This is a genomic window from Pseudomonas khavaziana (assembly GCF_019145205.1).
GTDB classification, from domain to species: Bacteria; Pseudomonadota; Gammaproteobacteria; order Pseudomonadales; family Pseudomonadaceae; genus Aquipseudomonas; species Aquipseudomonas khavaziana.
The window spans coordinates 452076-477521 of record NZ_JAHSTT010000001.1; the positions used below are offsets into that span (position 1 = coordinate 452076).

The 25446-nt window shown below is 59.3% G+C and carries 32 protein-coding genes; 24 read left to right on the top strand and 8 right to left on the bottom strand.

Features of this window, described 5'->3' with window-relative positions:
• Nucleotides 1–39 precede the first annotated feature (39 nt).
• The 16 genes from KVH01_RS01875 (at nucleotide 40) to recX (ending at nucleotide 10695) form a co-directional block, all read left to right on the top strand.
• The gene (locus tag KVH01_RS01875; protein ID WP_217880256.1) at nucleotides 40–825 is read left to right on the top strand and encodes a phage tail protein; all 786 of its coding nucleotides are present in this window, start codon (nucleotides 40–42) and stop codon (nucleotides 823–825) included.
• A complete protein-coding gene (locus KVH01_RS01880) occupies nucleotides 826–1128 on the top strand; it encodes a hypothetical protein (RefSeq protein WP_217880257.1) in 303 nt (100 codons plus the stop codon).
• Between the two features lie 87 nt (nucleotides 1129–1215).
• Complete coding sequence (locus KVH01_RS01885) at nucleotides 1216–1389, top strand: hypothetical protein (protein ID WP_003189022.1); 174 nt, start codon at nucleotides 1216–1218, stop codon at nucleotides 1387–1389.
• 2 nt (nucleotides 1390–1391) lie between these two features.
• Nucleotides 1392–2558: a phage tail sheath protein gene (locus KVH01_RS01890; protein ID WP_057021840.1), complete on the top strand. Its 1167-nt coding sequence runs from the start codon at nucleotides 1392–1394 to the stop codon at nucleotides 2556–2558.
• Entirely contained in the window at nucleotides 2558–3064 is a 507-nt protein-coding gene (locus KVH01_RS01895; protein WP_057012130.1) for a phage major tail tube protein, read from the top strand. Before KVH01_RS01890 ends, KVH01_RS01895 begins: the two co-directional genes overlap by 1 nt.
• 51 nt (nucleotides 3065–3115) lie before the next feature.
• Entirely contained in the window at nucleotides 3116–3688 is a 573-nt protein-coding gene (locus KVH01_RS01900) for a phage tail assembly protein (protein ID WP_217880258.1), read from the top strand.
• Nucleotides 3689–3815: 127 nt separating this feature from the next.
• Complete coding sequence (locus tag KVH01_RS01905; protein WP_217880259.1) at nucleotides 3816–5636, top strand: phage tail tape measure protein; 1821 nt, start codon at nucleotides 3816–3818, stop codon at nucleotides 5634–5636.
• The gene (locus KVH01_RS01910) at nucleotides 5636–6019 is read left to right on the top strand and encodes a phage tail protein (protein WP_217880260.1); all 384 of its coding nucleotides are present in this window, start codon (nucleotides 5636–5638) and stop codon (nucleotides 6017–6019) included. The genes KVH01_RS01905 and KVH01_RS01910 overlap by 1 nt, the downstream gene beginning before the upstream one ends.
• Nucleotides 6012–6224, top strand: a complete 213-nt coding sequence (locus KVH01_RS01915) for a tail protein X (protein ID WP_217880261.1) — start codon at nucleotides 6012–6014, stop codon at nucleotides 6222–6224. The genes KVH01_RS01910 and KVH01_RS01915 overlap by 8 nt, the downstream gene beginning before the upstream one ends.
• Nucleotides 6225–6233: 9 nt before the next feature.
• Nucleotides 6234–7244: a contractile injection system protein, VgrG/Pvc8 family gene (locus KVH01_RS01920; RefSeq protein WP_217880262.1), complete on the top strand. Its 1011-nt coding sequence runs from the start codon at nucleotides 6234–6236 to the stop codon at nucleotides 7242–7244.
• A gap of 61 nt (nucleotides 7245–7305) precedes the next feature.
• Nucleotides 7306–7458, top strand: a complete 153-nt coding sequence (locus KVH01_RS01925) for a hypothetical protein (RefSeq protein ID WP_217880263.1) — start codon at nucleotides 7306–7308, stop codon at nucleotides 7456–7458.
• Nucleotides 7455–8006, top strand: coding sequence for a glycoside hydrolase family 19 protein (locus KVH01_RS01930; RefSeq protein ID WP_217880264.1), 552 nt, complete (start codon nucleotides 7455–7457; stop codon nucleotides 8004–8006). The genes KVH01_RS01925 and KVH01_RS01930 overlap by 4 nt, the downstream gene beginning before the upstream one ends.
• A complete protein-coding gene (locus KVH01_RS01935; RefSeq protein ID WP_217880265.1) occupies nucleotides 7994–8494 on the top strand; it encodes a lysis system i-spanin subunit Rz in 501 nt (166 codons plus the stop codon). The genes KVH01_RS01930 and KVH01_RS01935 overlap by 13 nt, the downstream gene beginning before the upstream one ends.
• A gap of 82 nt (nucleotides 8495–8576) precedes the next feature.
• Nucleotides 8577–9077 (top strand): CinA family protein, encoded by a 501-nt coding sequence (locus KVH01_RS01940; RefSeq protein ID WP_124399566.1) that lies wholly within the window; start codon nucleotides 8577–8579, stop codon nucleotides 9075–9077.
• A gap of 83 nt (nucleotides 9078–9160) precedes the next feature.
• Nucleotides 9161–10219 carry a recombinase RecA gene (gene recA, locus KVH01_RS01945; RefSeq protein WP_005785454.1) on the top strand — a complete coding sequence of 353 codons (1059 nt, stop codon included), beginning with the start codon at nucleotides 9161–9163 and terminating at the stop codon, nucleotides 10217–10219.
• Nucleotides 10220–10227: 8 nt separating this feature from the next.
• Nucleotides 10228–10695 carry a recombination regulator RecX gene (gene recX, locus KVH01_RS01950; protein WP_034118389.1) on the top strand — a complete coding sequence of 156 codons (468 nt, stop codon included), beginning with the start codon at nucleotides 10228–10230 and terminating at the stop codon, nucleotides 10693–10695.
• A 60-nt stretch (nucleotides 10696–10755) separates the two neighbouring features.
• Here recX and KVH01_RS01955 read toward each other — a convergent pair whose 3' ends face one another.
• Complete coding sequence (locus KVH01_RS01955; protein WP_217880266.1) at nucleotides 10756–11868, bottom strand: LOG family protein; 1113 nt, start codon at nucleotides 11866–11868, stop codon at nucleotides 10756–10758.
• Nucleotides 11869–12159: 291 nt separating this feature from the next.
• The gene (locus tag KVH01_RS01960) at nucleotides 12160–12594 is read right to left on the bottom strand and encodes a PA3611 family quorum-sensing-regulated virulence factor (protein WP_217880267.1); all 435 of its coding nucleotides are present in this window, start codon (nucleotides 12592–12594) and stop codon (nucleotides 12160–12162) included.
• Nucleotides 12595–12773: 179 nt separating this feature from the next.
• On the opposite strand from KVH01_RS01960, the gene KVH01_RS01965 reads away from it, so the two are divergent.
• The 3 genes from KVH01_RS01965 (at nucleotide 12774) to KVH01_RS01975 (ending at nucleotide 14834) form a co-directional block, all read left to right on the top strand.
• Nucleotides 12774–13493, top strand: coding sequence for a tRNA-uridine aminocarboxypropyltransferase (locus tag KVH01_RS01965; protein ID WP_217880268.1), 720 nt, complete (start codon nucleotides 12774–12776; stop codon nucleotides 13491–13493).
• Between the two features lie 252 nt (nucleotides 13494–13745).
• Nucleotides 13746–14396, top strand: coding sequence for a response regulator transcription factor ErdR (erdR, locus tag KVH01_RS01970; protein ID WP_046071233.1), 651 nt, complete (start codon nucleotides 13746–13748; stop codon nucleotides 14394–14396).
• A 75-nt stretch (nucleotides 14397–14471) separates the two neighbouring features.
• Nucleotides 14472–14834 carry a diacylglycerol kinase gene (locus tag KVH01_RS01975; RefSeq protein WP_043048897.1) on the top strand — a complete coding sequence of 121 codons (363 nt, stop codon included), beginning with the start codon at nucleotides 14472–14474 and terminating at the stop codon, nucleotides 14832–14834.
• 3 nt (nucleotides 14835–14837) lie between these two features.
• Here the strand turns inward: KVH01_RS01975 and KVH01_RS01980 are convergent, their stop codons facing one another.
• Entirely contained in the window at nucleotides 14838–15764 is a 927-nt protein-coding gene (locus KVH01_RS01980) for a LysR family transcriptional regulator (RefSeq protein ID WP_010212678.1), read from the bottom strand.
• 125 nt (nucleotides 15765–15889) lie between these two features.
• Here KVH01_RS01980 and fpr point away from each other — a divergent pair, with 125 nt between their 5' ends.
• Nucleotides 15890–16669, top strand: coding sequence for a ferredoxin-NADP reductase (fpr, locus tag KVH01_RS01985; protein ID WP_003172178.1), 780 nt, complete (start codon nucleotides 15890–15892; stop codon nucleotides 16667–16669).
• Nucleotides 16670–16851: 182 nt separating this feature from the next.
• On the opposite strand, the gene tsaA is transcribed toward fpr, so the two are convergent.
• The 5 genes from tsaA to rimO form a co-directional block, all read right to left on the bottom strand.
• Entirely contained in the window at nucleotides 16852–17547 is a 696-nt protein-coding gene (gene tsaA, locus KVH01_RS01990; RefSeq protein WP_217880269.1) for a tRNA (N6-threonylcarbamoyladenosine(37)-N6)-methyltransferase TrmO, read from the bottom strand.
• Between the two features lie 3 nt (nucleotides 17548–17550).
• Nucleotides 17551–18012, bottom strand: a complete 462-nt coding sequence (locus KVH01_RS01995) for a YehS family protein (protein WP_043048901.1) — start codon at nucleotides 18010–18012, stop codon at nucleotides 17551–17553.
• A 66-nt stretch (nucleotides 18013–18078) separates the two neighbouring features.
• Nucleotides 18079–18789: an rRNA pseudouridine synthase gene (locus KVH01_RS02000; RefSeq protein ID WP_217880270.1), complete on the bottom strand. Its 711-nt coding sequence runs from the start codon at nucleotides 18787–18789 to the stop codon at nucleotides 18079–18081.
• 71 nt (nucleotides 18790–18860) lie between these two features.
• Complete coding sequence (locus KVH01_RS02005) at nucleotides 18861–19334, bottom strand: GNAT family N-acetyltransferase (RefSeq protein ID WP_217880271.1); 474 nt, start codon at nucleotides 19332–19334, stop codon at nucleotides 18861–18863.
• Between the two features lie 195 nt (nucleotides 19335–19529).
• The gene (gene rimO / locus KVH01_RS02010) at nucleotides 19530–20870 is read right to left on the bottom strand and encodes a 30S ribosomal protein S12 methylthiotransferase RimO (RefSeq protein WP_225923994.1); all 1341 of its coding nucleotides are present in this window, start codon (nucleotides 20868–20870) and stop codon (nucleotides 19530–19532) included.
• A 289-nt stretch (nucleotides 20871–21159) separates the two neighbouring features.
• On the opposite strand from rimO, the gene KVH01_RS02015 reads away from it, so the two are divergent.
• The 4 genes from KVH01_RS02015 to KVH01_RS02030 all read left to right on the top strand — a co-directional run bounded on the left by KVH01_RS02015 (nucleotide 21160) and on the right by KVH01_RS02030 (nucleotide 25410).
• Entirely contained in the window at nucleotides 21160–23061 is a 1902-nt protein-coding gene (locus KVH01_RS02015) for a potassium transporter Kup (RefSeq protein ID WP_217880272.1), read from the top strand.
• Nucleotides 23062–23273: 212 nt separating this feature from the next.
• Complete coding sequence (locus KVH01_RS02020; protein ID WP_124399574.1) at nucleotides 23274–24380, top strand: NADH:flavin oxidoreductase/NADH oxidase; 1107 nt, start codon at nucleotides 23274–23276, stop codon at nucleotides 24378–24380.
• 103 nt (nucleotides 24381–24483) lie between these two features.
• The gene (locus KVH01_RS02025; RefSeq protein WP_217880273.1) at nucleotides 24484–25020 is read left to right on the top strand and encodes a GNAT family N-acetyltransferase; all 537 of its coding nucleotides are present in this window, start codon (nucleotides 24484–24486) and stop codon (nucleotides 25018–25020) included.
• A gap of 204 nt (nucleotides 25021–25224) precedes the next feature.
• Nucleotides 25225–25410, top strand: coding sequence for a hypothetical protein (locus KVH01_RS02030; RefSeq protein WP_043051506.1), 186 nt, complete (start codon nucleotides 25225–25227; stop codon nucleotides 25408–25410).
• Nucleotides 25411–25446: the final 36 nt, after the last annotated feature.

Here is a 25446-nt window from a genome sequence, read left to right on the forward strand (position 1 = left end):
AAAAAAGTGCCGGACGGATTACCTAACAGGGAGTTGAAAATGGGAATTGAAACGACTATTACGAAGGTTGTAGATGCGTGTAACCAACTTACGGAGACCGTGACAACCCAGATTGGGAAAATTAATGCCCAAGTAGATGCTGTATCCAACCAGTTCACTGCGTGGCGCAGCAGTGTTCAGGCAAAAGATATTAACGGTCGTGCACTCTATAGTCAGGATATTGATCTGACGGGGTTGCCGACGGACACGTTCTACCCAGTCTGGTGGACTATGCCAGGTAATGATAGCGGTGAGACTGAGGTCACGCTTTCTCGTATTTACAGCCGCGATGCTGGTCTGTGGCCGTTTGGACAAGGGATTGTCCACATAGCGGGGTTGAATCTGCAAATGGAAGGGTGTGGGCATCTATGGAGTGGAGATGGAAACTACCTGACGGTAAAACGCATTTCGCAGACATACCGTGAAACCGTCCGTGGCATCAGTTTTGGGATGACCTGTATTGCCCGACACGTAACAGGCGTTAGACCTTTGTACTTGAACCTGAAGGATGGGCAGATCATTCAGTCGTCCATACACTCTGGACTTTATCTACGCGGCGGGTTGAGCTACACCGTTAACAAATCGTTCCCCGGCGCCATCGGTTTTAGCCGCTTAGATGCCGAAGTGCCTATGGGCGAAAGTAGCCAAGGTGATTGGGAGATCCGTTGGTGCGTTCGTCCATATCGTCTTTCAGAGGCCGACGCAGTATTGGGCGCTACGTTGCCTGAAAAGCGCATGGCATACGCTTATGACAATGACAAAATCTACGCGATGAAGGGGGCGTAAATGACTATTTCCATCAAGTCCGCAGTAACACCTGACGGCGAGCAGCTGATTAACATTCCTGCAGATCCCGAAATTCTCAAAAGTCTCGGTTTTTCCGCTGAGCAAGCGGCAGAACTGTGTAACGAGGCCGCTAAAGTCATTCAACTTGAAAATTCTATCGCTGCACGCCGCACGCTATATGTGACAGAAGCCGATCCTTTGTTTCTCGAGTGGCAATACGACGAAACCTCCGAAAAGGAAAAGGCCTGGCGTGACAAAGTCGCTGAAATCAAAGCGCTTTACCCCTTGCCTGATCGAATTTGACGCCCACCGCGAAAGCAGTTTTTTCGCCTCCCCCCAAAGCCCCTCCCGCAGGGGCTTTTTGCATTTTCCACCCGGAGATTTCCACTCATGCCCACCCGCCAAACCTACACCGTCCTCATCCCATTCCCCATCGGCAACGGCCATTGGTCCACCGCTGGCGAGGAACTGGAACTGCTCGACGTCGAAGCATCCGCCCTGCGCACCGCCGGCCGCCTGGAACTGACCAGCGTCCTCAACTCCACCCCCAAGAAGGCTGAATAACCATGGCAGAAGTCCTGAACTTCGAGCACAACGGCATCACTGTAAATGCCACTGAATCCCCCGAGGCCATGGGCGGCCTTGGCGACAACGTGATCGGCCTGGTCGGCACTGCGCCGAATGCCCATGCATCGATCCCGAAAAACGCGCCGTTCCGCATCAATAGCTTCACCACCCAGGCGTTGCTGGACCCGACCGGTACCGAGTCGGGCACCTTGTTCCAGGCGGTGTACCAGATCCTCAAAGTGGTCAAGGTGCCGGTCTATGTCGTGATCGTCGAAGAGGGCGCCACCCCGGCTGATACCGTCAACAATGTGATCGGCGGTAACGACCCGGTCACCGGTCGCAAGCTTGGCCTGGCTGCCCTGAGCAGCGTGCCTGAAGACCTGACCATCATCGGCGCCCCAGGCTTTACCGGCACCAAGGCCGTGGCCGGTGAGTTCGCCTCCTTCGGCAAGCGCATCAAGGCGCGTGTGGTACTGGATGGCAAGGATGCTTCGGTCGCAGACCAAGTTGCCTACAGCGGCGAGTTGGGCGGGGCTGACCTCGGTTTCGACCGTTGCCTGCTGGTGCACAACATGCCGTCGGTGTACTCCAAGGCCGCAAAGAAGAACGTGTTCCTGTCGCCGTCCTCGTTGGCCATCGCCGCACTGGCCAAGGTCAAGCAGTGGGAAAGCCCGGGCAACCAGGTGACCTTCGCCGAGGACGTTTCCCGCGTGGTCGAGTACAACATCCTCGACACCTCCACCGAGGGCGACCTGCTCAACCGCCACGGCGTGAGCTACTACGCGCGCACCATCCTCGGCGGTTTCTCGTTGCTGGGTAACCGCTCCATCACCGGCAAGTTCATCAGCTACGTCGGCCTGGAAGATGCCATCAGCCGCAAGCTGGTCAAGGCCGGCCAGAAAGCCATGGCCAAGAACCTCACCAAGTCCTTCATGGACCAGGAGGTCAAGCGCATCAACGACTGGCTGCAAACCCTGGTGGCCGACGAAACCATCCCTGGCGGCAGCGTATACCTGCATCCGGAACTGAACAGCGTCGAGAAGTACAAGAACGGTACCTGGTTCATCGTTATCGACTACGGCCGCTACGCGCCGAACGAACACATGGTTTATCAACTCAACGCCCGCGATGAAATCATCGAGCAGTTCCTGGAGGACGTTCTCTAATGTTTACCAACCGAGTCAGACAGGCCATTGCGGCCACCCTTCAAGGCCTGCCGTTGTCCGCAACCGTGGAAGAGTTCACCCCGCCAAAGATCGAGTTCGACATGGAAGCCATGTCCGGCGGGCGCTTCATCGCCGAAGAAATGGCCAAGAGCGGCAAGGTGCTCAATGCAACCCTGGTCCTCCAAGGTGCCGGCCCGGAAATCATGCTGGCCCTGGGCGTGCGCATGGGTGACGACATCCTGCTGAACGTGCGTGAAGCCGGCCAGGACCAGGACGGCAAGACCTACTTCACCTACCACACCGTCGGCGGCAAGCTCAAATCCCTGGAGGAGGCGAAGCTGAAGATGGGCGACAAGGCGCTCACCACGCTGGAACTGTCCTGCCGTACCTACAACCGTCTGGAAAATGGCATTTCGGTGATCGACATCGACGTGCGCACCCAGAAGTTCGTGCTCAACGGCGTCGATATTCTTGGCGATGCGCGCCGCGCCGTACTGATGCCGTAAAACCTCGGGGGCGGGCGTGCTCGCCCCCAAACTTCTCAAAGGAATTGCCCCATGGCCTGGATGCCACCGTTGCATATCCTGCTGGCCCCGATCACTGCCGATACCGGCGCGATGATCCAGCAGGTTCAACTCAAACCGTTGTTCTACGCCGCGCAAAAAGACGCGCTGGCCCGGGCCGGTGATGACGAGGACGACCAGTTCTTTGAACTGGCGAAACTCGCCACCGGCCTGTCGGAAAAAGAGCTCGACCAGCTCAAGCGCCCGGATTATGTGAGCATTGCCCAGTACGTACATGAAATGTCGACGCGCCCGGCGTCGTTCTTCCTGGACGCACAGGATGCGACACCCCACGACCAACCCGTCCCGTTGCTATTGCCCTTGGAAGCAGCCGGCCTAACCCTGACCGAACTGTCCCTGGAAATGCCCGCCCTGCGCGCCACCAAAGTGATGAAAAAGCTTGCCACCAATAAAGAGCGCGCCGAGTTCATCACCGCCCACTGCACCGGGCTGATGATCCCTGACCTGGCCGGTTTGACCGTGCCGGACTGGACGGAACTGCAGGAGCGCATCGACGATTTTTTAAATCAACCGGCGGACTTCTTTCGCAGCGCGACATCGACGTAATCCTCGATGTGGTGCCGCTGATCTACTCGGTCAATGAGGCGGAGATCCTCGACTGGGACGCCGGAAAAGCATTGCGCCGCTACGACATTGCGATCACTCGCCTTGGCGTTAAACAGGAGTAAGCGGGATGCAGGACAAGTATTCGCTCGCCTATGCCGTGGCCAGGAATGGCCGGGATGCGTTCGGCACTACAGACGGCGCACATGACGCCGATATCTTCAGCCTTGGCGCTTTGCCGGTTGGCAGCTCAACCCCACCAACAGGTCTGGCTGACTTGTCCGGGACAGTTGCCTCCCTCACTGACGCGACGCTGAAACTCGATGAGCTGGCTCTGTCGCTCGGCTCATTGCGTGAGGGTGTGGATTCTCTCGACACCGCCTTGTCGTCGCTCAGGGCGATTGCTGTGCGTTCGTCCAACATGGATGGGCGAACAGAATCGAAGACGGTGGCTGAATCCGTTTCGACCACCTCAGAGGATTTGCGCCATACCCGCGAGGCCATGACGCTGGGCAGCGCACAGATAATCGATCTGGCAAGTGCGCTGCAGCATTCAGGCAGCCAGTTGAAGTTTGACAAAACGGCGACTTCGGAAAAGTCGATCAAGGCGCTGCGCGAGGAGTCCAGCGAAAGCGGCAAGCGTTTCTCTACGACCCTGGAGGCCACGCCGGTCTGGGGCGAAGCACTTTGGCTGAAAGCCAAAACGGGCCTGGTGGATAGTGTCAATGGCGCTGCTGCAGAGTCGCCGGCTCTGGCGGGCGCGGTTAAAACAGCGGGCGCCGTTACGCCGGTGTTTTCCGAATTTTTCTCCGGTTTGGGAGAAACGATAAAAACCCGCGTTGCAGGCAACGTGGTCGATGCGACGCTGGGTAAACTTCCGGGTGTTGGCAAGCTGTTCAAGGAGGGCGGTGCTGAAAAAGATAAGTCGTGCTGCTGTGCAACGGCAACTCAGCACCCCATCGAAAGCCGCCGTTCGCGCTCGCCAGGTTCTCGCGGGAAAAAGAGCCATCGTCAGCCGAGGTCGCAAAAAAAGCAGGGGTCTCAACACACTCAGAACAGGCCGAAGAAACAACTGGTTGCACCGAAGACTGCCTCGACCAAACGATCACCCGCCCGCAAGAACGGCGGTGTGTTTGCGCGGATCCTAAACAGCCTCGAACGTGATGCAAAGGCATTGTTGCCTGCACCATTTTTAGGTTTCGATGCCGGTGGTCCGGCTCGACGGTTGCAACCTCGTGTGGCCGTGGCGAACCGTCGAAGCAAGAGCGGAACTGCGGGCCAGTCGCCAGCGAGCAGAGGTCCAGGGCTGATCGAAGCCTTAGAGCGCAAGCTCATCCACATGCCTTCCGAAGGTCGGGTAGCGACCGCGCCACAGGCTCGCAACTTCAGTCGTGAACCTCTGCCGGGCCCGCTGAAGATGCCTGCCAATCCTTCGGGAGCAGTGAGCAAACTGGGGCTGGCGGGTGCTCGCCGCCTTGGCCCGATGAGGTACGCCGACACGGCGTTTGATGTGATTCAGGGCGTACGCACTGGCGACGTCAAGGCTGTCGGTACCGGTCTCAGCACCGCCGGTGGCGCCTGGGCGGGAGCGTCCGCCGGCGCCGCTCTCGGCACGTTGATTTTCCCTGGTGTCGGCACCGCAGTCGGCGGCGCCATCGGTGGATTGCTGGGCAGCGAAGCAGGCAGTTGGCTCGGTGAAAAACTGTTCAGCTCGAATGATCGCCTGCCCGCGCCCAATGCACTGAGCAAGGAGCTCAACAGTGCCCGCACGGATAACGTCCAGGTCACGATTGCACCGAGTATCCAGATCACTGGCGTCAACCCTGCCGATGCCCAGCAGGTCGTCAATCAGGTGATCCAGGCCTTGCAATTCCAATGCATGCCCATGGTCACCGACTCCCTTGGCATCCGGCGCAACGCGGCACTGGCCGATCCTTCAGGAGGTGATTGATGCGACAACAAATGGTAATCGGCGACTTTATCTTTGGCTTGTCCCGGGGTTTTGCCTATTCGTCGTTGATCCGCAACAGCGACGGCGGCTGGAGTGACCTGGCGATTATTGCCAGCAAACCCCAGTCGCGGCAGAACGGCCAGAAGCTGGAAAAGCTCACGTTCAGCGGCACGGCCATGTACGCCATCGGCATGCAGCGCCTGGACGAACTGCGCGCACTGCAAGATGCGCGTGCGCCGTTGCCGCTGGTCGATGGCATCGGTCGTAACTGGGGCCTGTGGCGCATCAACTCGGTGGTGGAAACCCAAAGCAACGTGATCGATGACGGCACCGCCATGGTCATGACCTGGACCCTGGAACTGGAGGAATTCGTCAATGCGTAGAGTGCGAAGTATCGCCGGTGATTCGGTCAACCTGTTGCTCTATCGCGAGCTGGGACGTTGCGATGACACGGCGGAAGAAACCCTCTGGCGCTCGAACCCCGAACTGGCTGAATACGGTCCGGTATTGCCGGCCGGAGTATGGGTGATCGTGCCCGAGATGCAAGCCAGGCCGGCGGCAGTGCGTCCCGTGCTGGCGTGGGATTAAGGAGGCTGCATGGCACAGGGATTTACCCCGATCGTAGAGTTCTACGGCGCCAACGCGGCGCTGCTCAATCAACGCCTGATGCACTGGAGCCACATCGATGCTGGCGGTATCCAGACTGACCGCCTGGAATTGACCCTCAATATCGAAGGGCTGGACGGGTTGCCCAGCCTGAGTGGCAAGATCGGCCTGCGCGTCGGTTACCAGGAAACCGGCTTGGTGGAAAAAGGCGAGTTTGTCGTCACCCAACGAACCCCAGTGTTGTTTCCGATGCGCCTGATGATCGTGGCCACGGCCGCGCCCTTCAGTGAGGTGGATAAGAGCGGGTACCGCCAGCGCCGCTCCGCCAGCCACGGGCCTACGACATTGGGGGCATTGTTTCGCCAACTGGTCAGCCGTCATGGTTTTTCACCGCGAGTGGCACCGACGCTGGACGGCATTGCGATTGCGCACATCGACCAGTCCAATGAAAGCGACATGGCCTTCATCACTCGCCTGGCCAAGCGCTACAACGCGGTCACCAAGCCGTTCAACGAACTCTATGTGCTGGCCGAGGCAGGGCAGGCCAAATCACTCTCCGGTCAGCTATTGCCGCCAGTGAAATTATCGGTGACCGAGGACAACCGGCCCGGTGAGCACGCCTTCATTACCGCCAAGCTCGACGAAAAAGCCCGCTCCAAATACATGGGCAGCCGCGTCAGCTGGTGGGACGCCGCCGCCGGCAAGCAGCGCGTGGTCCAGGTAGGGATCGCCCCGTTCAAAACCTTGCGTCAGCGCTGCCAGAACGAAGCCGAAGCCCGCGCCGTGGCCGAAGGCGAACTGCGTCGGGTGGGCCGTGAAGGCTTGAAGCTGCAGATCGATTGTCCCGGTAACCCGTTGCTTGCTGCCGAAGGCTTGCTGGTGCTGGATGAGACCTGGCCTTCGTACATGCAGGGACGCTGGTCGATTACTCAAGTGACCCACGTTGGCGACCCGGCGACGGGGTATCGCAGTTCGATCATGGCCAGTGGGTTGGCGTCTTGATGGTTACCGCTGCGACATGTTGAAGCTCGCAAACGCCACTCGATTTCATGGAGAACAATGAATGTTGATTATTACAAAGCTCAGCTATAAGGAAGGGGTGCGCACGCCTCAGGCCCTTGCTCATCGTGTTTTGCGATTCCTCGAGGAAACCACACCCATACCCGAAAATGTTCTGGCGGCCCGGGCGGAGGCGCGTGGCAAGGTCCTCACATGACGCTCAATCAGCTCCAGCAAATGTTCCCGAATGCCCGCTCTCAAGCGGGCATTTTCATATCTGCTATCAATTCGGCCATGCTGAATCGGGACATCAACACGCCCAAGCGCATCGCCGCGTTTCTCGCCCAGATCGGCCATGAGTCCGCCGAGCTGCGCTACGTCCGAGAACTAGGCAGCGATCAATACCTCAGCAAGTACGACACCGGTAACTTGGCCGCACGCTTGGGTAATACCCCCGAAGCAGATGGTGACGGTCAAAGGTACCGGGGCAGGGGGCTGATCCAGATCACGGGGCGTCGCAATTACCTCACGTGCAGTCAGGCACTGTTTGGTGATGATCGCTTGTTGAGGCAACCCCAATTATTGGAACAACCGCAATGGGCCTGTGAATCCGCCGCCTGGTTCTGGCAAAGCAACGGGCTCAACGAGCTGGCTGACAAAAACCAGTTCACCACCATCACCCGGCGTATCAATGGTGGACTCAACGGCCTGGAGGACCGTTTGCAGTTGTGGGCGCGGGCGAAGGCGGTGCTATGCGTTTCCTAGGTGTGGTGCGATGGATCGGCATATGCCTGCTCATGGCGCTGGTGTGGCAGTTGCAGGCCTGGCGATATGGTGCGCAGCTGGAGCGTCAGGCCGCTGCCCATCTGCAAGTGTTGAACCAGCAAAACCAGGCGGCGCTGAGCCAGCAGAGGGCGGAACAGGAAAAGCGCCTGGCCCTTGAGCAACAGCTCAACGCCAGCGACCGACAATACACCCAGGAGTTGAGCGATGCCCAGCGTAACCAAGCTGCTCTGCGTGGCCGCCTGGCCACTGCTGATGTGCGGTTGTCAATCCTTCTCGACGCCGCCGATGCCGCCAGTGGCTGTGCAGTGCCTGCCACCCCCACCCCCGGCAGCCTGGTTCATGCAGCCTCGCGAGCCCGACTTGACCCGGCGCATGCTCAGCGAATTATCCGCATCACCGACGACGGCGACAGCGCCCTGATCGCCCTGCGTGCCTGCCAGGCGTATGTGCAGGCCGTCGCACGTTAGCCTCTTGATGCACTCTCTATCTTGCATGGTCGATAAGCTCCTGTAGGGTAGGCGAACCCCTCGCTCATTCCTGGAGAAGACCGTGAAGGAAATCACTCAACTGGCTGCCGACCTTGGTCGCCGTTTGCAAGTGCTCAATGCCCACGTCACCACAGCCGAGTCCTGCACCGGCGGCGGGATTGCCGAGGCGATTACGCGGATACCGGGCAGTTCGGCCTGGTTCGAGGCGGGCTATGTCACCTATTCCAACCGGCAGAAGACCCGGCAGTTGAATGTGCCGGAAAAACTTTTCTCCAAAGTAGGCGCCGTCAGCCAGGAAGTGGTGGAGGCAATGGCCCGTGGTGCGCAGGAAAAAAGCCTGGCGCGATTTGCCGTCGCGGTCAGCGGTATCGCCGGCCCGGATGGCGGTTCGCCGGACAAGCCGGTCGGTACTGTCTGGCTGGCCTTTGCGGTGGGCGACGAGATAACGGCCGAGCTTGCGCACTTCCCCGGTAGCCGCGACGACGTCCGTCGGCAAACGGTAAAAGCCGCGCTGGAGGGCCTGTTGCGACGAGCTGCAGCAGAAATAGAAAAACAGGGGTAGGCGATCCCGGATCTTTGTGGAACAATACTGTCTACTTATACAGGTGTTGGCCGTCAGGCCTTATTGATTACGTGAGGACTTTAATGGACGACAACAAGAAGAAAGCCTTGGCTGCGGCCCTGGGTCAGATCGAACGTCAATTCGGCAAGGGTGCCGTAATGCGTATGGGCGATCACGACCGTCAGGCGATCCCGGCTATTTCCACTGGCTCTCTGGGTCTGGACATCGCGCTCGGCATTGGCGGTCTGCCAAAAGGCCGTATCGTTGAGATCTACGGTCCTGAATCTTCCGGTAAAACCACCCTGACCCTGTCGGTGATCGCCCAGGCGCAAAAGATGGGCGCCACCTGCGCATTCGTCGACGCCGAGCACGCCCTGGACCCTGAGTACGCCGGCAAGCTGGGCGTCAACGTCGACGACCTGCTGGTTTCCCAGCCGGACACCGGCGAGCAAGCCCTGGAAATCACCGACATGCTGGTGCGCTCCAACGCCATCGACGTGATCGTGGTCGACTCCGTGGCTGCCCTGGTACCCAAGGCTGAAATCGAAGGCGAAATGGGCGACATGCACGTGGGCCTGCAAGCCCGTCTGATGTCCCAGGCGCTGCGTAAAATCACCGGTAACATCAAGAACGCCAACTGCCTGGTGATTTTCATCAACCAGATCCGTATGAAGATCGGCGTGATGTTCGGCAGCCCGGAAACCACCACCGGTGGTAACGCGCTGAAGTTCTACGCGTCGGTCCGTCTGGATATCCGTCGTACTGGCGCGGTGAAGGAAGGTGATGAGGTTGTCGGTAGCGAAACCCGCGTCAAGGTTGTGAAGAACAAGGTGGCTCCGCCATTCCGTCAGGCCGAGTTCCAGATTCTCTACGGTAAGGGTATCTACCTGAACGGCGAGATGATCGACTTGGGCGTACTGCACGGTTTCGTCGAGAAATCCGGTGCCTGGTATGCCTACAACGGCAGCAAGATCGGTCAGGGCAAGGCCAACTCGGCCAAGTTCCTGGCAGACAACCCGGATATCGCCGCCACGCTTGAGAAGCAGATTCGCGATAAGCTGCTGACCCCAGCGCCGGACGTGAAAGCTGCCGCCAACCGCGAGCCGGTTGACGAAATGGAAGAAGCCGACACTGACATCTGAAGCAAACGATGACTGTGGTACTGGATACACTCGTCGCCGTTCGGCGCACTGCGATGGACCTGCTCGCTCGCCGCGAGCATGGTCGAGTCGAGCTGACGCGTAAATTGCGTCAGCGCGGCGCAGAACCTGAGATGATCGAAACAGCCCTTGACCGTCTGACGGAAGAGGGACTGTTGTCGGAAGCCCGTTACCTTGAAAGTTTTGTGTCCTATCGAGCGCGCTCCGGTTACGGCCCTGCGCGGATTCGCGAAGAACTGAGCCAGCGTGGCCTGCAACGTGCCGATATCGACCTCGCGCTACGTGAATGCGGTATCAGTTGGCAGTCGCAGCTGGAAGACACTTGGCGACGCAAGTTTGCAGGCCATCTTCCGATTGATGCCAGGGAGCGTGCGAAGCAAGGTCGCTTCCTGAGTTATCGCGGGTTTTCCATGGACATGATCAGTCGTTTGTTAAGCGGTCGGGATATGGACGACTGAACGCTACAAAAAAAGGCCCACTATGAAAATAGTGGGCCTTTTTTTTCGCCTGCGAAAAAGTCACGCGGGTTCTGGCGTTACCCGTTGCTGCGTCTTGCCCTGAGCCTGCGCCCAGTTTTCCGGGAGGTTGATGTAATCCACCAACTCTCGCAACCGCCCCTGATCGCGGCCATTGAAGTTGAACACCAAGCGGGTCAAATGACTGAATCGCGGTTCGTCGTGGTCTTCACCCGTATAGGCGAGTTGCTGGAACTCACCACTGAGCCGCAGACTGGCAAATTCTTCCTGCAAATGGGCCAAGGCATGGTCGCTGAGGGGATGGTGCATGCGCACCACAAACTCACGCTTCAACCAACGGGTAGAGTGGAAGTTGGCGTAAAACTGGTTGATTTCGTCCACCGCTTCCTCGGCGCTGTAGACCAGGCGGATCAGCTTGAGGTCGGTGGGCAGGATATAGCGATTGGCCTCCAACTGGCTGCGGATAAAGTCCAGGGCGCCTTGCCAGAAACCACCACCCGGTGCATCCAGCAGTACCACCGGCACCAGCGGGCTCTTACCGGTCTGAATCAAGGTCAACACTTCAAGTGCCTCATCCAGGGTGCCGAAACCACCCGGGCACAGCACCAGCGCGTCGGCTTCCTTGACGAAGAACAGCTTGCGGGTAAAGAAGAAGTGGAAGGACAGCAGGTTTTCGGTGCCGTCAATGGTCGGATTGGCGTGCTGTTCAAACGGCAGGGTGATGTTGAATCCCAGGCTGTGCTCCAGGCCCGCGCCCTCGTGGGCTGCGGCCATGATACCGCCGCCGCCACCGGTGATGACCATCAGGTCGGAACGCGCCAACGCAGCGCCCACTTCTCGGGCTAACGCATACAATGGGCTTTCCACAGGTGTGCGTGCTGAGCCGAATACTGTCACCTTGCGCCGCCCCTTGAACTGTTCGAGTACACGAAAGGCGTGGTCCAGTTCGCGGATGGCGCGCAGGGTGATCTTGGCATTCCAGCGGTCGCGGTCGTCCTGGGCCATGCGCAGGACGGTAAGGATCATGTCGCGATAAAGGGGAATATTCGGACTGTTAGGGGCCATCAACTGGATTTGCGCGTCGACCTGCTGCGTGAGGTCGGTCCCGTTTTCTTCAAAATGACGAAGCAACTGCTCATTCGATTCATAAGGCATTCAACTTCTCCTTCTTTGCAGGGCCTGGGTAGTCGACGAGAGCGTCGTCGGGCCACGACACTGCATGTGTCGCGGCATGCCGCAGGAGGGCAGGCCTTTTTTGCCCTGAAAGTACTACAGAACAGCATTGAAACTGCTGTGGATGGGCGTATGGGATGGCATGATCATGGGCCGAAAAACCCTTGTCTGGCAACCGCTTATTGGTCACCCTCAAGAAGTTCGGTAGTTGGCAGGAAACGCAGTGAGAAAGTACGCGCTGCTGGACAGCAGCGCGTGAGGGGTCAGCAATGGTTACTTTTTCTTCTTTGTCGGAGCCGGGCAATCGGCTTCTACGAACTTGACCGACGCCACGGGCCGGTTGGTCTTGTTCTCGGTGATTTCGTAGCGCATCACCGCACCCTTGGCCATCAACTCGCGATAGCCTGGGTTGGTGCACACACTGCGGCCCAGCTGGAAGTACACAGCCTTGGGGTTGGCGCGCATCTGTTCGGCGCGATCAGGTAGCACGCTGAGGTGATCAATCAGTTGCATGCCTTCGACGGTGTAGGCCACTTCCAGGGTTTTTTCATCGATTTCCCGGGGCAGGTCCTTGTTGCTTTCGGCTGCGACGCTTTGCAGCTTCCTGTTCATCTGAGCCTCCAGCAGCGAGGCCGCATGGGCGCCCATGGGCAAGGCCAACGCAAGGGCGACGGATGGGGCAACAAGGCGCAGCATGGAACGCAGCATTAAACTCTCCTGATTCGGTTACTGGTGCATAGACCAGCCACTGCGCTGTGCGTTCAGTGGCGCGCAATTATAGGTGAGCCCTTGCCACTACAGCCAGGCGTATCGCTGGTAAACTGCGGGTACTTCTGTTTTTCACGAGTTTGTTCCGTGTCGATCTCCTTTTCTTCGCCGCGTGTCCGATGAGCCACGCCGTTTCCCGTTTGCGCACCCAGCGCCTGGCGCGTGCCGTCAGGCCATTTCTCAATCGGGGTTCCCGCGCTGAGCGCTGCCCCGGCTGTCGGGTGATTCCCGAGTATTGCTTGTGCGCCTGGCGACCCAAAGTCGTGGCCGAGTCGGCAATGTGCTTGCTGATGCACGATGTTGAACCGATGAAGCCCAGCAACACGGGCTGGCTGATTGCCGATGTAATCGAAGACACCACCGCGTTTGCCTGGTCACGCACCGAGGTTGATCCCGGTTTGCTCAGGTTGCTGGTCGACCCGCAGTGGCAGCCATACATTGTATTCCCCGGTGAATTCGTGGCGCCCGAGCGGGTAGTCAGTGAAGTGCGCGTGGAGGAGGGCAAGCGCCCGCTGTTTATCCTGCTGGACGGCACTTGGAGCGAAGCGCGCAAGATGTTTCGCAAAAGTCCTTACCTTGAGCATTTGCCGGTCCTGAGCCTGGCCCCTGAGCAGTTATCGCGCTATAAGCTGCGGCGCTCCAAGCGTGATGACCATTTCTGTACTGCCGAGGTGGCAGCGCTGTGCCTGGAGCTGGCCGAAGATGTAGCTGCAAGCGAAGTGCTGGACGCCTACCTCGATGTATTCAGCACCCATTACCTGGCAGCCAAGTTCCAAATGCCCTTGGACCCGATGGACGCTGTCCATACGCGCCTTGCACCCTATATACCGCCAGTCTAGCCAGACGACGTTTGCATGATGGCACCCTGAACCCGCCACCCGCTAGAATGCCCACGGGCGTAGTGCTTGACCCTCCAGGCTGCGCTGGGCATGCTGGGCGCCGATTGGGGCGCAACCGTGAATGCTCGACGTCGTTTCATGTACTTTTGGCGTTGGGCGAGCCCTGTGGCGATGGCTGCCTGGCCGTCGCCTCGTGTATTGGTGAACCCTGAACCCATCAGGGCTCCCATAAAAAACAGGATCATTTAACCAATGGCCACATACGAAATCCTGATAGCCGATGACCACCCGCTGTTTCGTAGCGCACTGCATCAGGCGGTAACCCTGGGCCTTGGTCCTGATGTACGCCTGGTCGAAGTGGCCAGCATTGCCGAACTGGAAGCCCGCCTCACCGAAAAATCCGATTGGGATCTGGTCTTGCTCGACCTGAATATGCCGGGCGCCTACGGTTTCTCGGGGCTGGTGCTGTTACGCGGGCAATACCCGCAGATCCCCGTGGTGATGGTCTCTGCCCAGGAAGAAGCCGACGTGGTGGTACGCTCCAAGGAGTTTGGTGCCAGTGGTTTCATTCCTAAGTCCAGCGCAATGGAAGATATCCAGAAAGCCGTGCGCGCGGTGTTGGATGGCGATGTGTCGTGGCCACCCCAGGCGTTTGAAGAAATCAATGTGTCCGAAGAAGCCAAAGCCGCCCGTGATGGCCTGGCCAGCTTGACTCCCCAGCAGTTTCGCGTGTTGACCATGGTCTGCGAAGGGCTGCTGAACAAGCAGATCGCCTACGAGCTGAGCGTGTCCGAAGCGACCATCAAGGCACACGTGACAGCGATCTTCCGCAAGCTGGGGGTGCGTACTCGAACCCAGGCGGCACTGCTGTTGCAACAACTTGAGTCAATTTCGCAGCATTAAGTTACAACCACTTCACGCTTTTTTGACTTTGCGTGATCTAGCTTCCCCACTTCTTTGGTTCAGTTGCCTACATCTATGTCGCCTTTCAAGGGTCAAACCGGTATCAAACGTATCTTCAATGCAGGGGGCTATTCCCTCGATGGCCTGCGCGCGGCCTTCACTGGCGAGGCGGCATTCCGTCAGTTGGTGTTACTGAATGTCATCCTGATCCCAGTGAGCTTTTTCCTGCAGGTCAGCCGGGTTGAGCGGGCACTGTTGATTGCGGTGTGCCTGCTGGCACTGATCGTCGAATTGCTCAATTCAGCGGTGGAAGCGGCCATCGATCGCATTTCCCTGGACCGTCACCCCTTGTCTAAAAACGCCAAGGACATGGGCAGCGCCGCGCAATTCGTGGCACTGACCATGATCACCCTGGTGTGGGCGGTGATCCTAGTCTGAGCATCAAGCGATGCTCGGCAGTACGATCTCGTCGCTGCGCTGCACCCCCGCGGTGAAGGCGCGGCACAGCTCCAGAAACTCGCGCATGGCCGAGGTCTGGTACTTCTGCTTATGCCAGATGAAGTAGAACTGCCGGGCCAGGTCCAGGTCCGGGGTTTCCACCGGCACCAGACTGCCACGGCGGAAGGCATCGCGTAGCGCCAGCCGCGAAATGCAACCAATACCCAAACCCGACTCCACTGCTCGCTTGATCGCCTCGGTGTGTTCCAGCTCCAGGCGGATATTCAACGCGCTGCGGTGATGACGCATGGCCTGGTCGAAGGTCAGGCGCGTGCCCGAGCCTTGTTCCCGCAGGATCCAGGCTTCGTGGGTCAACTCGTCCATGCTCGCCACGCCACGTTTGGCCAGGTGATGCTGCGGCGCACAAAACACCACCAGTTCGTCCTCCACCCAGGTTTGCACCTCGATATCCGGGTGGCTGCAGTCGCCTTCGATTAGACCCAGATCAATTTCGTAGTGCGCAACCTGATGCACGATATGCGCAGTGTTCTGCACGTGCAGCTTCACTTGGCTTTCGGGATGCTGCTGCATAAAACTACCGATCAACAATGTTGCCAGGTAGTTGCCGATGGTCAGGGTCGCCCCGACTGCCAGGGAACCGAAGCCGGACTTACCGTTGAGAAGGTCCTCGATCTCCTTGGCCTGGTCCAGCAGCGCCACAGCCTGGGGCAATAGCTGATGGCCGAGGGCGTTAAGGCTCAGGCGTTTGCCGGCGCGGTCGAATAATTGGCAGCTGGATTGGCGCTCCAGCTCGGTAATCGAGGTGCTGGCGGCGGATTGAGATAAGGCCAGAAGGCCAGCAGCGCGGGAGACGCTTTCTTGCTGGGCGACGGCGACGAAGACTTGCAGTTGACGGAGAGTAAATCGCATATCGATATAACCGATAACCCTTATCTTAATAATCCAGTTAACAGATATTGTCGCCGCCATTAGAATGCTGTGCAATTGCGCATCTGTATCTTTTGCGCAGACCCATTTCCAGGAGTCCCCCGTACATGAGCAACATGAACCACGAGCGTGTCCTCAGTGTTCATCACTGGAACGACACTCTGTTCAGCTTCAAGTGCACCCGCGATCCGGGCTTGCGCTTCGAGAACGGTCAGTTCGTGATGATCGGCCTGCAACAGCCCAACGGCCGCCCGCTCATGCGTGCTTACTCGATTGCCAGCCCTAACTGGGAGGAGCATCTGGAGTTCTTCAGCATCAAGGTGCCCGATGGCCCGCTGACTTCCCAATTGCAGCACTTGAAGGAAGGCGACGAGATCATCATCAGCAAAAAACCGACAGGCACCCTGGTGCTTGACGATTTGAAGCCAGGCAAGCACCTGTACCTGCTCAGCACCGGTACTGGCCTCGCGCCCTTCATGAGCGTGATCCAGGATCCGGAAACCTACGAGCGTTTCGAAAAAGTGATCCTGTGCCATGGCGTGCGTTACGTCAACGAAGTCGCCTACCGCGAATTCATCACCGAGCATCTGCCGCAGAACGAATTCTTCGGCGAGGCCCTGCGTGAAAAGTTGATCTACTACCCGACCGTGACCCGCGAGCCGTTCGAAAACGAAGGCCGCCTGACCGACCTGATGCGCAGCGGCAAGCTGTTCAGCGACATCGGCCTGCCGCCGATCAATCCCGAGGACGACCGCGCCATGCTGTGCGGCAGCCCAAGCATGTTGGACGAGACCAGCGAAGTGTTGAACAGCTTCGGCCTGAAAGTTTCGCCACGGATGCGAGAGCCGGGCGATTACTTGATCGAGCGTGCGTTCGTCGAGAAGTGACTTCGGGTCACTGGTAGGAGCGAGCTTGCTCGCGAAGGACGTCAACGACAACGCTGGCAGCCTGAATTAACGCGGTGCTTGTAGTTTTTTCGCGAGCAAGCTCGCTCCTACAGTTGAATGCGTTTGCAAAGAAAAGCCCGCGTTGCCTATGAAAGCAGCGCGGGCTTTTGCGTTTTTGCGATTTACTGCGCCGGCACCACTTCCAGCACACAAATCATCCCCGGTTCCGGATAGTGCCAGCGCACATCCACATCCCAGAGTTGCGCGCCGTATTCCCGTTCTGACGTCGGGACCTGATACGCCGGCCGTGGATCCTGCGCCAGACACTGCTCAATCAGTTCCACCAAAGGCTCGCCGAGGCGCTGGGCGTGGCCTTTCGCCTGTTGCAGCGCGGTCTTGAGCCACTGCACAGCAATCAACTGCGGCGCACTGCTGGCGATGCCGTTTGTGGCATCGTCGATCATGTCGGCGTACGGCACATACGGCTTGATATCCAGTACCGGTGTGCCATCGAGCAGGTCTATTCCCGAGATCCACAGCCGCCCCGGCTCCACCTTGTCCAGCTTGACCACCGACTGGCCAATGCCATTAGGCCGATGAGTGGCGCGGGTGGCAAACACGCCCATGGACGTATTGCCACCCAAACGTGGCGGGCGCACTTTCAGGCGCGGCTTGTCTTCCAGGGCCTGGTGAAACAGAAACAGCAGCCACACATGGCTGACCTGCTCCAACCCCTGCACCGCCTCACCCTGGTCGAACGGCGCCACCAACTCCAGCACTCCGCGGGCAGCCGGCGCCAGTTGTGGTTGGCGTGGGATGGCGAACTTCTCCTTGAAGCAGGAGCGTACGAAGCCGACGGGCGAGACCTGGTAACTCATGGCTTAAGCGCGGACCCGCAGGGTCAAGCCCTTGAGGAAGTTACGCAGCAACTGGTCGCCGCACGGGCGGTAGTTGGTATGACCGAACTTGCGGAACAGTGCGCTCAGCTCAGGCTTGGACACTGGGAACTCCGCTGCCTTGAGGATCGCATGCATGTCGTCTTCCTTCAGCTCGAAGGCCACGCGCAGCTTTTTCAGGATGATGTTGTTGGTTACCGGGGTTTCAATCGGCTGCGGCGGACGGCTTTCGTCCTTGCCGCGCTTGAAGATCACCAAACCATCGAGGAAGTGGGCCATGACCTCATCCGGGCAGAACACGAAGCCTTCTTCCTCATCTTTCTTGAGGTAGGTCAGCAGGTCTTCCTTGGTCACGTCCATGCCGCCGAGCTTGATGATCTCGACCATCTTGTTGTCGCTGATGTCGAGCATGTAGCGCACGCTGCGCAGTACGTCGTTGTGAATCATGGTGGGCAATCCTGGTATCAACTGAGGACACCGCCCAATCAGGCGGTGTCGGGAAAAGGGAGCGGCTTAGAACTTCTCTTTGCCGGACAAGTAGCGCCATTGGCCAACTGGCACCTTGCCGATGGATACGCCGCCGATACGGATACGGCGGATGGCGACGACTTTCAGGCCAACCGCTTCGCAGAACAGCGCGATCACGCCGGGCTGCGGGTTTTTCATCGCAAAGCGCAGGCGGTTTTCGTTCTGCCAACTGGCTTTGACTGCCGGCAACTCCTTGCCTTTGTAGGTCAGGCCGTGGTTCAGGCGATTGAGACCGTGGGCAACCATGTCGCCTTCGACTTCTACCACGTACTCTTGCTCGATCTTGGCGGCATCGGCGGTCAACTTGCGCAAAATCTTCCAGTCCTGGGTGAACACCAGCAGGCCGCTGGCCTTGGCTTGCAGGTCGGCGCTGGCGGTCAGGCGCAGGAAATGCCCCTTGAGCGGGCGCTTGCTGAAGCGATGTTCTTCGGACAGGGTCTCGGCGCTGATCAAGGTCATGGCGGTTTCAGCATCCATGCCCGCCGGTGCATGCAGCAGGATGGTGACTGGCTCTGGCGCGGTGGCTTTAGCCTGCGGGTCCAGTTCAACTTTCTCGGTCGTGACCTTGAACTGCGGCTCATCGATCACTTCGCCGTCCACCGAGACCCAGCCGCCTTCGATAAACAGCTCAGCCTCCCGACGGGAGCAACCGACCAGTTCGATAAGGCGTTTGGAGAGGCGTATGGGGTCAGTCATGACAAGGGCCGTAACAAAAGGGGGCGGCTATTGTACCTGCCTGGCGTCGGTTAATCCCGAGCCCATTTCATTTAGCCCTGGCGCGCCTGTTGTCGCGCCTGGCGCAAACGCATATGCAGCAACGGGTAGGGCTGGCCAAGGCCGTCATGTTCCGTGCGTCCGATCACCTCGAAGCCTTGCTTGAGGTAAAAGCCCAGGGCCAGGGGGTTCTGCTCGTTGACGTCCAGTTCCTCGGCATTCATGTGGTCAATTGCATAGCCCAGCAATTGGCGGCCCAGGCCCTGGCCACGATGTTGCGGGTCGATAAACAGCATCTCCACCTTGCCCGCCGCCACCCCGGCGAACCCGGTGATACGTTGGCGTGAGTCCTTGGTGCAGATCAGCATCACCGCGTCCAGGTAGCGGGTCAGCACCAGGTTTTTCAGCAAGTCGATATAGCTGCCCGGCAGGAAATCGTGGGTGGCGCGTACCGAGTCTTCCCAGATCTGCGCCAAACGCGCGTAATCGCTGGATTGAGGTGTGTGGATAACCGAATGCTGCCGCATGCCTGCTGCCCCTTGCCGTAATTGGCGTCGATGGGCAAAACGATAGCCCGAAAAAAGCCCCGCATCTTGTCAGAGGCGGGGCTTTTTCAAAAATATTACGCCTTGATCATCATTGTCGGCGCCGGCTGGCGGGACGCTGAGGGTCCCGAGAGGCAATCCCACGCAGCGTGGGAACGATCAATTACGCAAATGCGATCAGTCGCGTTTTTCAGCCCACAAGTCGTACTCGTCGGCGTCGGTCACGGTGCACCAGACCTTGTCGCCCGGCTTCAAGCCGCTGGCATCGTCGATAAATACGTTACCGTCGATCTCCGGCGCATCGAAGAAGCAACGGCCAACCGCGCCTTGCTCGTCGACTTCATCGATCAACACTTCGATTTCCTTGCCGATGCGCAGTTGCAGGCGTGCCGAACTGATCGCCTGCTGGTGTGCCATGAAACGCTCCCAGCGCTCCTGCTTGACGTCGTCCGGCACCACGGCCAGGTCCAGCAGGTTGGCCGGAGCGCCTTCCACCGGCGAGTACTGGAAGCAGCCGACGCGGTCCAGCTGAGCTTCGGTCAGCCAGTCGAGCAGGTACTGGAAGTCTTCTTCGGTCTCGCCGGGGAAGCCGACGATGAAGGTGGAACGGATGATCAGTTCCGGGCAGATCTCGCGCCAGTTCTTGATGCGCGCCAGGGTCTTGTCCTCGAACGCCGGGCGTTTCATCGCCTTGAGCACCTTCGGGCTGGCGTGCTGGAACGGGATGTCCAGGTACGGCAGGATTTTGCCGGCGGCCATCAGCGGGATCAGCTCGTCCACGTGCGGGTACGGGTAAACGTAGTGCAGGCGCACCCACACACCCAGGCTGCTCAAGGCTTCGCAGAGTTCTGTCATGCGGGTTTTCACCGGCGCGCCGTTCCAGAAGCCGGTGCGGTATTTCACGTCGACGCCGTAGGCGCTGGTGTCCTGGGAGATCACCAGCAGTTCCTTGACGCCGGACTTGACCAGGCGTTGGGCTTCGTCGAGCACGTCACCGACCGAGCGGCTCACCAGTTTGCCGCGCATCGACGGGATGATGCAGAAGCTGCAGCTGTGGTTGCAGCCTTCGGAAATCTTCAGGTAAGCGTAGTGGCGAGGGGTCAGCTTGATGCCTTGGGGCGGCACCAGGTCGATCAGCGGGTTGTGGTCCTGGCGTGGCGGCACCACGTCGTGCACGGCGTTGACCACCTGCTCGTACTGCTGCGGGCCGGTTACGGCCAGCACGCTCGGGTGCACGTTGCGGATATTGCCTTCTTCCACACCCATGCAGCCGGTCACGATGACCTTGCCGTTTTCCTTGATGGCTTCGCCAATCACTTCCAACGACTCGGCTTTGGCCGAGTCGATGAAGCCGCAGGTGTTGACCACCACCACGTCGGCGTCCTGGTACGTGGATACGACGTCATAGCCTTCCATCCGCAATTGCGTGAGGATGCGCTCGGAGTCGACCAGAGCCTTCGGGCAACCCAGGGAAACAAAGCCAACCTTGGGGTTGGCTTTTGCGATGGTGGTGGACATGTCTAACCTCGGTATTGAATGACGCTGCCGGTCGTGCACGACAAGGCAGCGGAAGGGCGCTTGGTGCGCCTCTGATCAAAAAGTGCGCAATTCTAGCGACGGGCAACGCACTTGACCAGCTTTATGCAGGGAAATGCGACGAGTGCTGCGCTATGCTTCGCGCCGTTACGCACGGGTAATGCCCTTGGGTCAATAAAACGTCTGTTACGAGAAGTAAAACAGCGCATGCTAGGGTCAGCTTAGTCGTGCTGTTTATAAAAGACCTCAGGTCAAAGGGCAGGAGTGGTTGATGGGTCAGGCAAGTAGTCAGGCAGCAGGTGCCGAGCATTCAAACGCCAAGCCGATTGGCATGCTGGTGGCGGCGGTCGGGGTGGTTTATGGCGATATCGGGACCAGCCCGCTCTACACCCTTAAAGAGGTGTTCAACGGTGGTTATGGGGTGCAGGTCAACCATGACGGCGTCTTGGGGATCCTGGCGCTGATCTTCTGGTCGCTGATCTGGGTGGTGTCGATCAAGTACATGCTGTTTGTGCTGCGCGCCGACAACCAGGGCGAGGGCGGCATCATGGCGCTCACTGCATTAGCGCGGCGAGCCGCCGGGGAGCGTGCAAAACTGCGTAGTTTCCTGGTGGTGTGCGGCCTGTGTGGCGCGGCGCTGTTCTATGGCGACAGCATGATCACCCCGGCCATTTCCGTGTTGTCGGCCATCGAAGGCCTGGAGCTGGCGTTCGACGGCCTGGAAAAATGGGTGGTGCCGATTGCGTTGATTGTGCTGGTGGCGCTGTTCCTGATCCAGAAACACGGCACCGATCGCATCGGCAAGCTGTTCGGTCCAGTGATGGTCACCTGGTTCCTGGTGCTGGGAGGGCTGGGTGTGTACGGCATCCTGCAGCAGCCCGAAGTGCTGAATGCACTGAACCCGGCATGGGGCGTGCGCTTCTTTATGGTGCACCCCGGTATCGGCGTGGCGATCCTCGGCGCGGTGGTGCTGGCCTTGACCGGCGCCGAAGCGCTGTACGCCGACATGGGCCACTTCGGCCGCAAACCCATTGCCCGTGCCTGGTTCATCCTGGTGCTGCCGGCGCTGGTGCTCAACTATTTTGGCCAAGGCGCCATGCTGCTGGGCGATCCGGAAGCCGCACGCAACCCGTTCTATCTGCTGGCGCCGAGCTGGGCACTGATTCCGTTGGTGGGCTTGTCCACACTGGCGACGGTGATTGCTTCCCAGGCGGTGATCTCCGGGGCGTTCTCGTTGACCCGCCAGGCGATCCAACTTGGCTACATTCCGCGCATGCATATCCAGCACACCTCCAGTGCCGAGCAGGGCCAGATCTACATTGGCGCGGTGAACTGGTCGCTGATGGTGGGTGTGATCCTGCTGGTGCTGGGCTTCGAGTCTTCTGGTGCGCTGGCTTCGGCCTACGGCGTGGCCGTGACCGGCACCATGCTGATGACCACTATCCTGGTGTCGGCGGTCATGCTGCTGCTGTGGAAATGGCCCCCGGTACTGGCTGTGCCGGTGTTGCTCTGCTGCCTGTTGGTGGACGGCCTGTTCTTCGCGGCCAACGTGCCCAAGGTGATCCAGGGCGGTGCCTTCCCGGTGCTGGCGGGGATCGTGTTGTTTGTGCTGATGACCACCTGGAAGCGTGGCAAGCAGTTGCTGGTCGAGCGCCTCGACGAAGGCGGGCTGCCGTTACCGATCTTTATCAGCAGTATCCGCGTGCAGCCGCCCCATCGTGTGCAGGGCACGGCGGTGTTCCTCACTGCGCGGCCCGATGCGGTGCCCCACGCGCTCTTGCATAACCTGCTGCATAACCAGGTGTTGCATGAGCAAGTGGTGCTGCTTACGGTAGTCTACGAGGACGTTCCGCGGGTGCCCGCCACGCGGCGGTTTGAGGTGGACGCGTATGGCGAAGGCTTCTTTCGGGTGATCCTGCATTTCGGCTTTACCGACGAGCCGGACGTGCCCGAAGCACTCAAGCTGTGCCATTTGAGTGACTTGGATTTCAGTCCGATGCGCACCACCTACTTCCTCAGCCGCGAAACAGTGATCGCCTCGCGTATCAAGGGCATGGCGCGCTGGCGCGAGACCCTGTTCGCCTTCATGTTAAAGAACGCCAACGGCAACCTGCGCTTCTTCAAGTTGCCGGTAAACCGCGTGATCGAGCTGGGCACCCAGGTCGAAATGTAAGGCGTTGCACCACGGGAGCCGGCAATCGGCTCCCGCTTTCCTTATCTGAACCCTGTGCAATCGATGGTTGTCGACTAGGCTGGTAGGAGCGAGCTTGCTCGCGAAAAACGTCAACGATCACGCGTTAATCCTGGATAAACGCAGCGCCTATGAGGCCTTCGCGAGCAAGCTCGCTCCTACAGAAATGTCTAGAAACCCAGAAGAGGTGCGCCATGAGTCAGCTGCTCGAACCCTATACCCTGCGCCAATTGACCCTGCTCAACCGCATCGCGGTCTCGCCGATGTGCCAATACTCAAGCGACGATGGCCTGGCCAACGACTGGCACCTGGTGCATCTCGGCAGCCGCGCCGTGGGGGGCGCCGGGCTGATTTTCACCGAAGCCACCGCCGTGACGGCCGATGGGCGCATCACCGCCCAGGATCTGGGTCTGTGGAACGATGCCCAGATCGAACCGCTGCAACGCATAACGCGCTTTATCGCGGCCCAGGGGGCAGTTGCGGGTATTCAACTGGCCCATGCAGGACGCAAGGCCAGTACCCATCGGCCTTGGATTGGCAAGCATGGCAGCGTCAAGCCGGACGAAGGCGGCTGGGTGCCGGTGGGGCCTTCGCCGATTGCCTTCGACCCGAATCACACCCAGCCCAAGCAATTGGACGAAGGGCAGATCCAGCAGGTGATTGCCGATTTTGTCGCTGCCGCCAAGCGCGCCTTGACCGCCGGCTTTGAAGTGGTGGAAATCCATGCTGCCCATGGCTACCTGCTGCACCAATTTCTATCGCCGATCAGCAACCAGCGTCAGGACCACTACGGTGGGTCGTTCGAAAACCGCATTCGACTGGTGCTGGAGGTGACCAAGGCTGTGCGCGCTGCCTGGCCACAGGACTTGCCGCTGTTTGTGCGAGTATCGGCCACCGATTGGGTAGAAGACGGCTGGAACCCGGATGAAACCGTGGAGCTGGCGCGCCGCCTCAAAGACTTGGGTGTCGACCTGATCGACGTGTCCTCCGGGGGGACCGCCGCCAATGCCGAGATCCCCACCGGCCCCGGCTACCAGACGCGCTTCGCCGAGCGGGTGCGCAAAGAGTCGGGCATCGCCACCGGCACGGTCGGCATGATCACCGAACCGGCCCAGGCCGAGCACATCCTGCGCACTTGCCAGGCTGACATTATCTTCCTGGCTCGCGAACTGCTGCGCGATCCTTATTGGCCGCTGCATGCCGACGATGACCTGGGTGGGCGCAAGGCCATCTGGCCGGCCCAATACCAGCGGGCGACCCATCGCGACCAGCCGATCCATGAGTCGGATCTGCGCGACTGATCTTGCACACGGCCCCGCCAGACCCACTCTTACACGGTGGGTTTTTTCTTGCCGGCGTTTAAAGGAAGGCTGATCCTTGGTGGTCGTGAAGCAGGAGACCCCTATGCTGGTGGAACGCGCGTTAACCGAAAACGATATCCCCTTGCTGGCTACCATCGACCGTACGGAGTTGATCCAGGCGTGCTATCGCATGGAGCGTGGTGAACTGGTGTTGTATACCGCGCACCATGACATGCGCGGCTGGCCCGAAGGCGAGGCCGAGCAGGATGCCGTGGCCCTGCGTGCCTGTCTCCAGCGTGGCGGGTGGCTGTGGGGCGTTTTTGACGGCCCCGCGCTGGTCGCCGCAGCGGTGGTGGACAACCGGCCCTTGCGCCATCAGGGCCTGCTAATGCGGCAGTTGAAATTCCTGCACGTCAGTCACGCATCCCGTGGTTCGGGCCTGGGTGGCCGGTTGTTGGCGCTGGCCTGCGAGCACGGCTGGCAGGTGGCGGCACAGGCGTTGTATATCTCGGCCACGTCGTCGCGTAACACCGTGGACTTTTACCTGCGCCATGGTTGCCGACTGCTGCAGCAACCCCATGCTGAGCTGTATGCACAAGAGCCTCTGGACATTCACCTGTATCGGCCACTGTGTGAGTAACGGCTGTAGGGTTTTATTACCCAGCCTATTTTTTTAAGTGAATACTCTAAAAAAATCCCACGTGCGACGAGATAGTTTCTAAGATTAGGGTAAGTCTGGTTCCTGGCCCAGGGAGGCAGGCTGCTTGTCCACGGAAGCGTTGCGCTTCGGGGAGTTGGGAAGTGGGCACCAGGAGTATTTGACTGATATCAGGAGTAACAGTCCATGGCCAAGTCCTATGGCGTAGCGGGTGCGGTGGCGTCTTTCCTCAGCCGCCGGATGTCCTTGCGGGATCGAAGGTTGAGTTCGGATGAAATGGAGCTGCTGGCCCAGTATCGGGCGCTGACCGAAAGTGATCAGGTGGCGATGCGGTACTTGATTGGTGCGATGAAAAGCGTATCGCGCTTCTGAGCTATATACGATCACTCCCACGTTCTCGCGTGGGAA

What these genes read in the sequence shown, in the direction of transcription:
- KVH01_RS01875 (WP_217880256.1), top strand. Translation starts at nt 40, where the DNA reads ATGGGAATTGAAACGACTATTACGAAGGTTGTAGATGCGTGTAACCAA.
- KVH01_RS01880 (WP_217880257.1), top strand. Translation starts at nt 826, where the DNA reads ATGACTATTTCCATCAAGTCCGCAGTAACACCTGACGGCGAGCAGCTG.
- KVH01_RS01885 (WP_003189022.1), top strand. Translation starts at nt 1,216, where the DNA reads ATGCCCACCCGCCAAACCTACACCGTCCTCATCCCATTCCCCATCGGC.
- KVH01_RS01890 (WP_057021840.1), top strand. Translation starts at nt 1,392, where the DNA reads ATGGCAGAAGTCCTGAACTTCGAGCACAACGGCATCACTGTAAATGCC.
- KVH01_RS01895 (WP_057012130.1), top strand. Translation starts at nt 2,558, where the DNA reads ATGTTTACCAACCGAGTCAGACAGGCCATTGCGGCCACCCTTCAAGGC.
- KVH01_RS01900 (WP_217880258.1), top strand. Translation starts at nt 3,116, where the DNA reads ATGGCCTGGATGCCACCGTTGCATATCCTGCTGGCCCCGATCACTGCC.
- KVH01_RS01905 (WP_217880259.1), top strand. Translation starts at nt 3,816, where the DNA reads ATGCAGGACAAGTATTCGCTCGCCTATGCCGTGGCCAGGAATGGCCGG.
- KVH01_RS01910 (WP_217880260.1), top strand. Translation starts at nt 5,636, where the DNA reads ATGCGACAACAAATGGTAATCGGCGACTTTATCTTTGGCTTGTCCCGG.
- KVH01_RS01915 (WP_217880261.1), top strand. Translation starts at nt 6,012, where the DNA reads ATGCGTAGAGTGCGAAGTATCGCCGGTGATTCGGTCAACCTGTTGCTC.
- KVH01_RS01920 (WP_217880262.1), top strand. Translation starts at nt 6,234, where the DNA reads ATGGCACAGGGATTTACCCCGATCGTAGAGTTCTACGGCGCCAACGCG.
- KVH01_RS01925 (WP_217880263.1), top strand. Translation starts at nt 7,306, where the DNA reads ATGTTGATTATTACAAAGCTCAGCTATAAGGAAGGGGTGCGCACGCCT.
- KVH01_RS01930 (WP_217880264.1), top strand. Translation starts at nt 7,455, where the DNA reads ATGACGCTCAATCAGCTCCAGCAAATGTTCCCGAATGCCCGCTCTCAA.
- KVH01_RS01935 (WP_217880265.1), top strand. Translation starts at nt 7,994, where the DNA reads ATGCGTTTCCTAGGTGTGGTGCGATGGATCGGCATATGCCTGCTCATG.
- recA (WP_005785454.1), top strand. Translation starts at nt 9,161, where the DNA reads ATGGACGACAACAAGAAGAAAGCCTTGGCTGCGGCCCTGGGTCAGATC.
- recX (WP_034118389.1), top strand. Translation starts at nt 10,228, where the DNA reads ATGACTGTGGTACTGGATACACTCGTCGCCGTTCGGCGCACTGCGATG.
- KVH01_RS01955 (WP_217880266.1), bottom strand. Translation starts at nt 11,868, where the DNA reads ATGCCTTATGAATCGAATGAGCAGTTGCTTCGTCATTTTGAAGAAAAC.
- KVH01_RS01960 (WP_217880267.1), bottom strand. Translation starts at nt 12,594, where the DNA reads ATGCTGCGTTCCATGCTGCGCCTTGTTGCCCCATCCGTCGCCCTTGCG.
- KVH01_RS01965 (WP_217880268.1), top strand. Translation starts at nt 12,774, where the DNA reads ATGAGCCACGCCGTTTCCCGTTTGCGCACCCAGCGCCTGGCGCGTGCC.
- erdR (WP_046071233.1), top strand. Translation starts at nt 13,746, where the DNA reads ATGGCCACATACGAAATCCTGATAGCCGATGACCACCCGCTGTTTCGT.
- KVH01_RS01975 (WP_043048897.1), top strand. Translation starts at nt 14,472, where the DNA reads ATGTCGCCTTTCAAGGGTCAAACCGGTATCAAACGTATCTTCAATGCA.
- KVH01_RS01980 (WP_010212678.1), bottom strand. Translation starts at nt 15,764, where the DNA reads ATGCGATTTACTCTCCGTCAACTGCAAGTCTTCGTCGCCGTCGCCCAG.
- fpr (WP_003172178.1), top strand. Translation starts at nt 15,890, where the DNA reads ATGAGCAACATGAACCACGAGCGTGTCCTCAGTGTTCATCACTGGAAC.
- tsaA (WP_217880269.1), bottom strand. Translation starts at nt 17,547, where the DNA reads ATGAGTTACCAGGTCTCGCCCGTCGGCTTCGTACGCTCCTGCTTCAAG.
- KVH01_RS01995 (WP_043048901.1), bottom strand. Translation starts at nt 18,012, where the DNA reads ATGATTCACAACGACGTACTGCGCAGCGTGCGCTACATGCTCGACATC.
- KVH01_RS02000 (WP_217880270.1), bottom strand. Translation starts at nt 18,789, where the DNA reads ATGACTGACCCCATACGCCTCTCCAAACGCCTTATCGAACTGGTCGGT.
- KVH01_RS02005 (WP_217880271.1), bottom strand. Translation starts at nt 19,334, where the DNA reads ATGCGGCAGCATTCGGTTATCCACACACCTCAATCCAGCGATTACGCG.
- rimO (WP_225923994.1), bottom strand. Translation starts at nt 20,870, where the DNA reads ATGTCCACCACCATCGCAAAAGCCAACCCCAAGGTTGGCTTTGTTTCC.
- KVH01_RS02015 (WP_217880272.1), top strand. Translation starts at nt 21,160, where the DNA reads ATGGGTCAGGCAAGTAGTCAGGCAGCAGGTGCCGAGCATTCAAACGCC.
- KVH01_RS02020 (WP_124399574.1), top strand. Translation starts at nt 23,274, where the DNA reads ATGAGTCAGCTGCTCGAACCCTATACCCTGCGCCAATTGACCCTGCTC.
- KVH01_RS02025 (WP_217880273.1), top strand. Translation starts at nt 24,484, where the DNA reads ATGCTGGTGGAACGCGCGTTAACCGAAAACGATATCCCCTTGCTGGCT.
- KVH01_RS02030 (WP_043051506.1), top strand. Translation starts at nt 25,225, where the DNA reads ATGGCCAAGTCCTATGGCGTAGCGGGTGCGGTGGCGTCTTTCCTCAGC.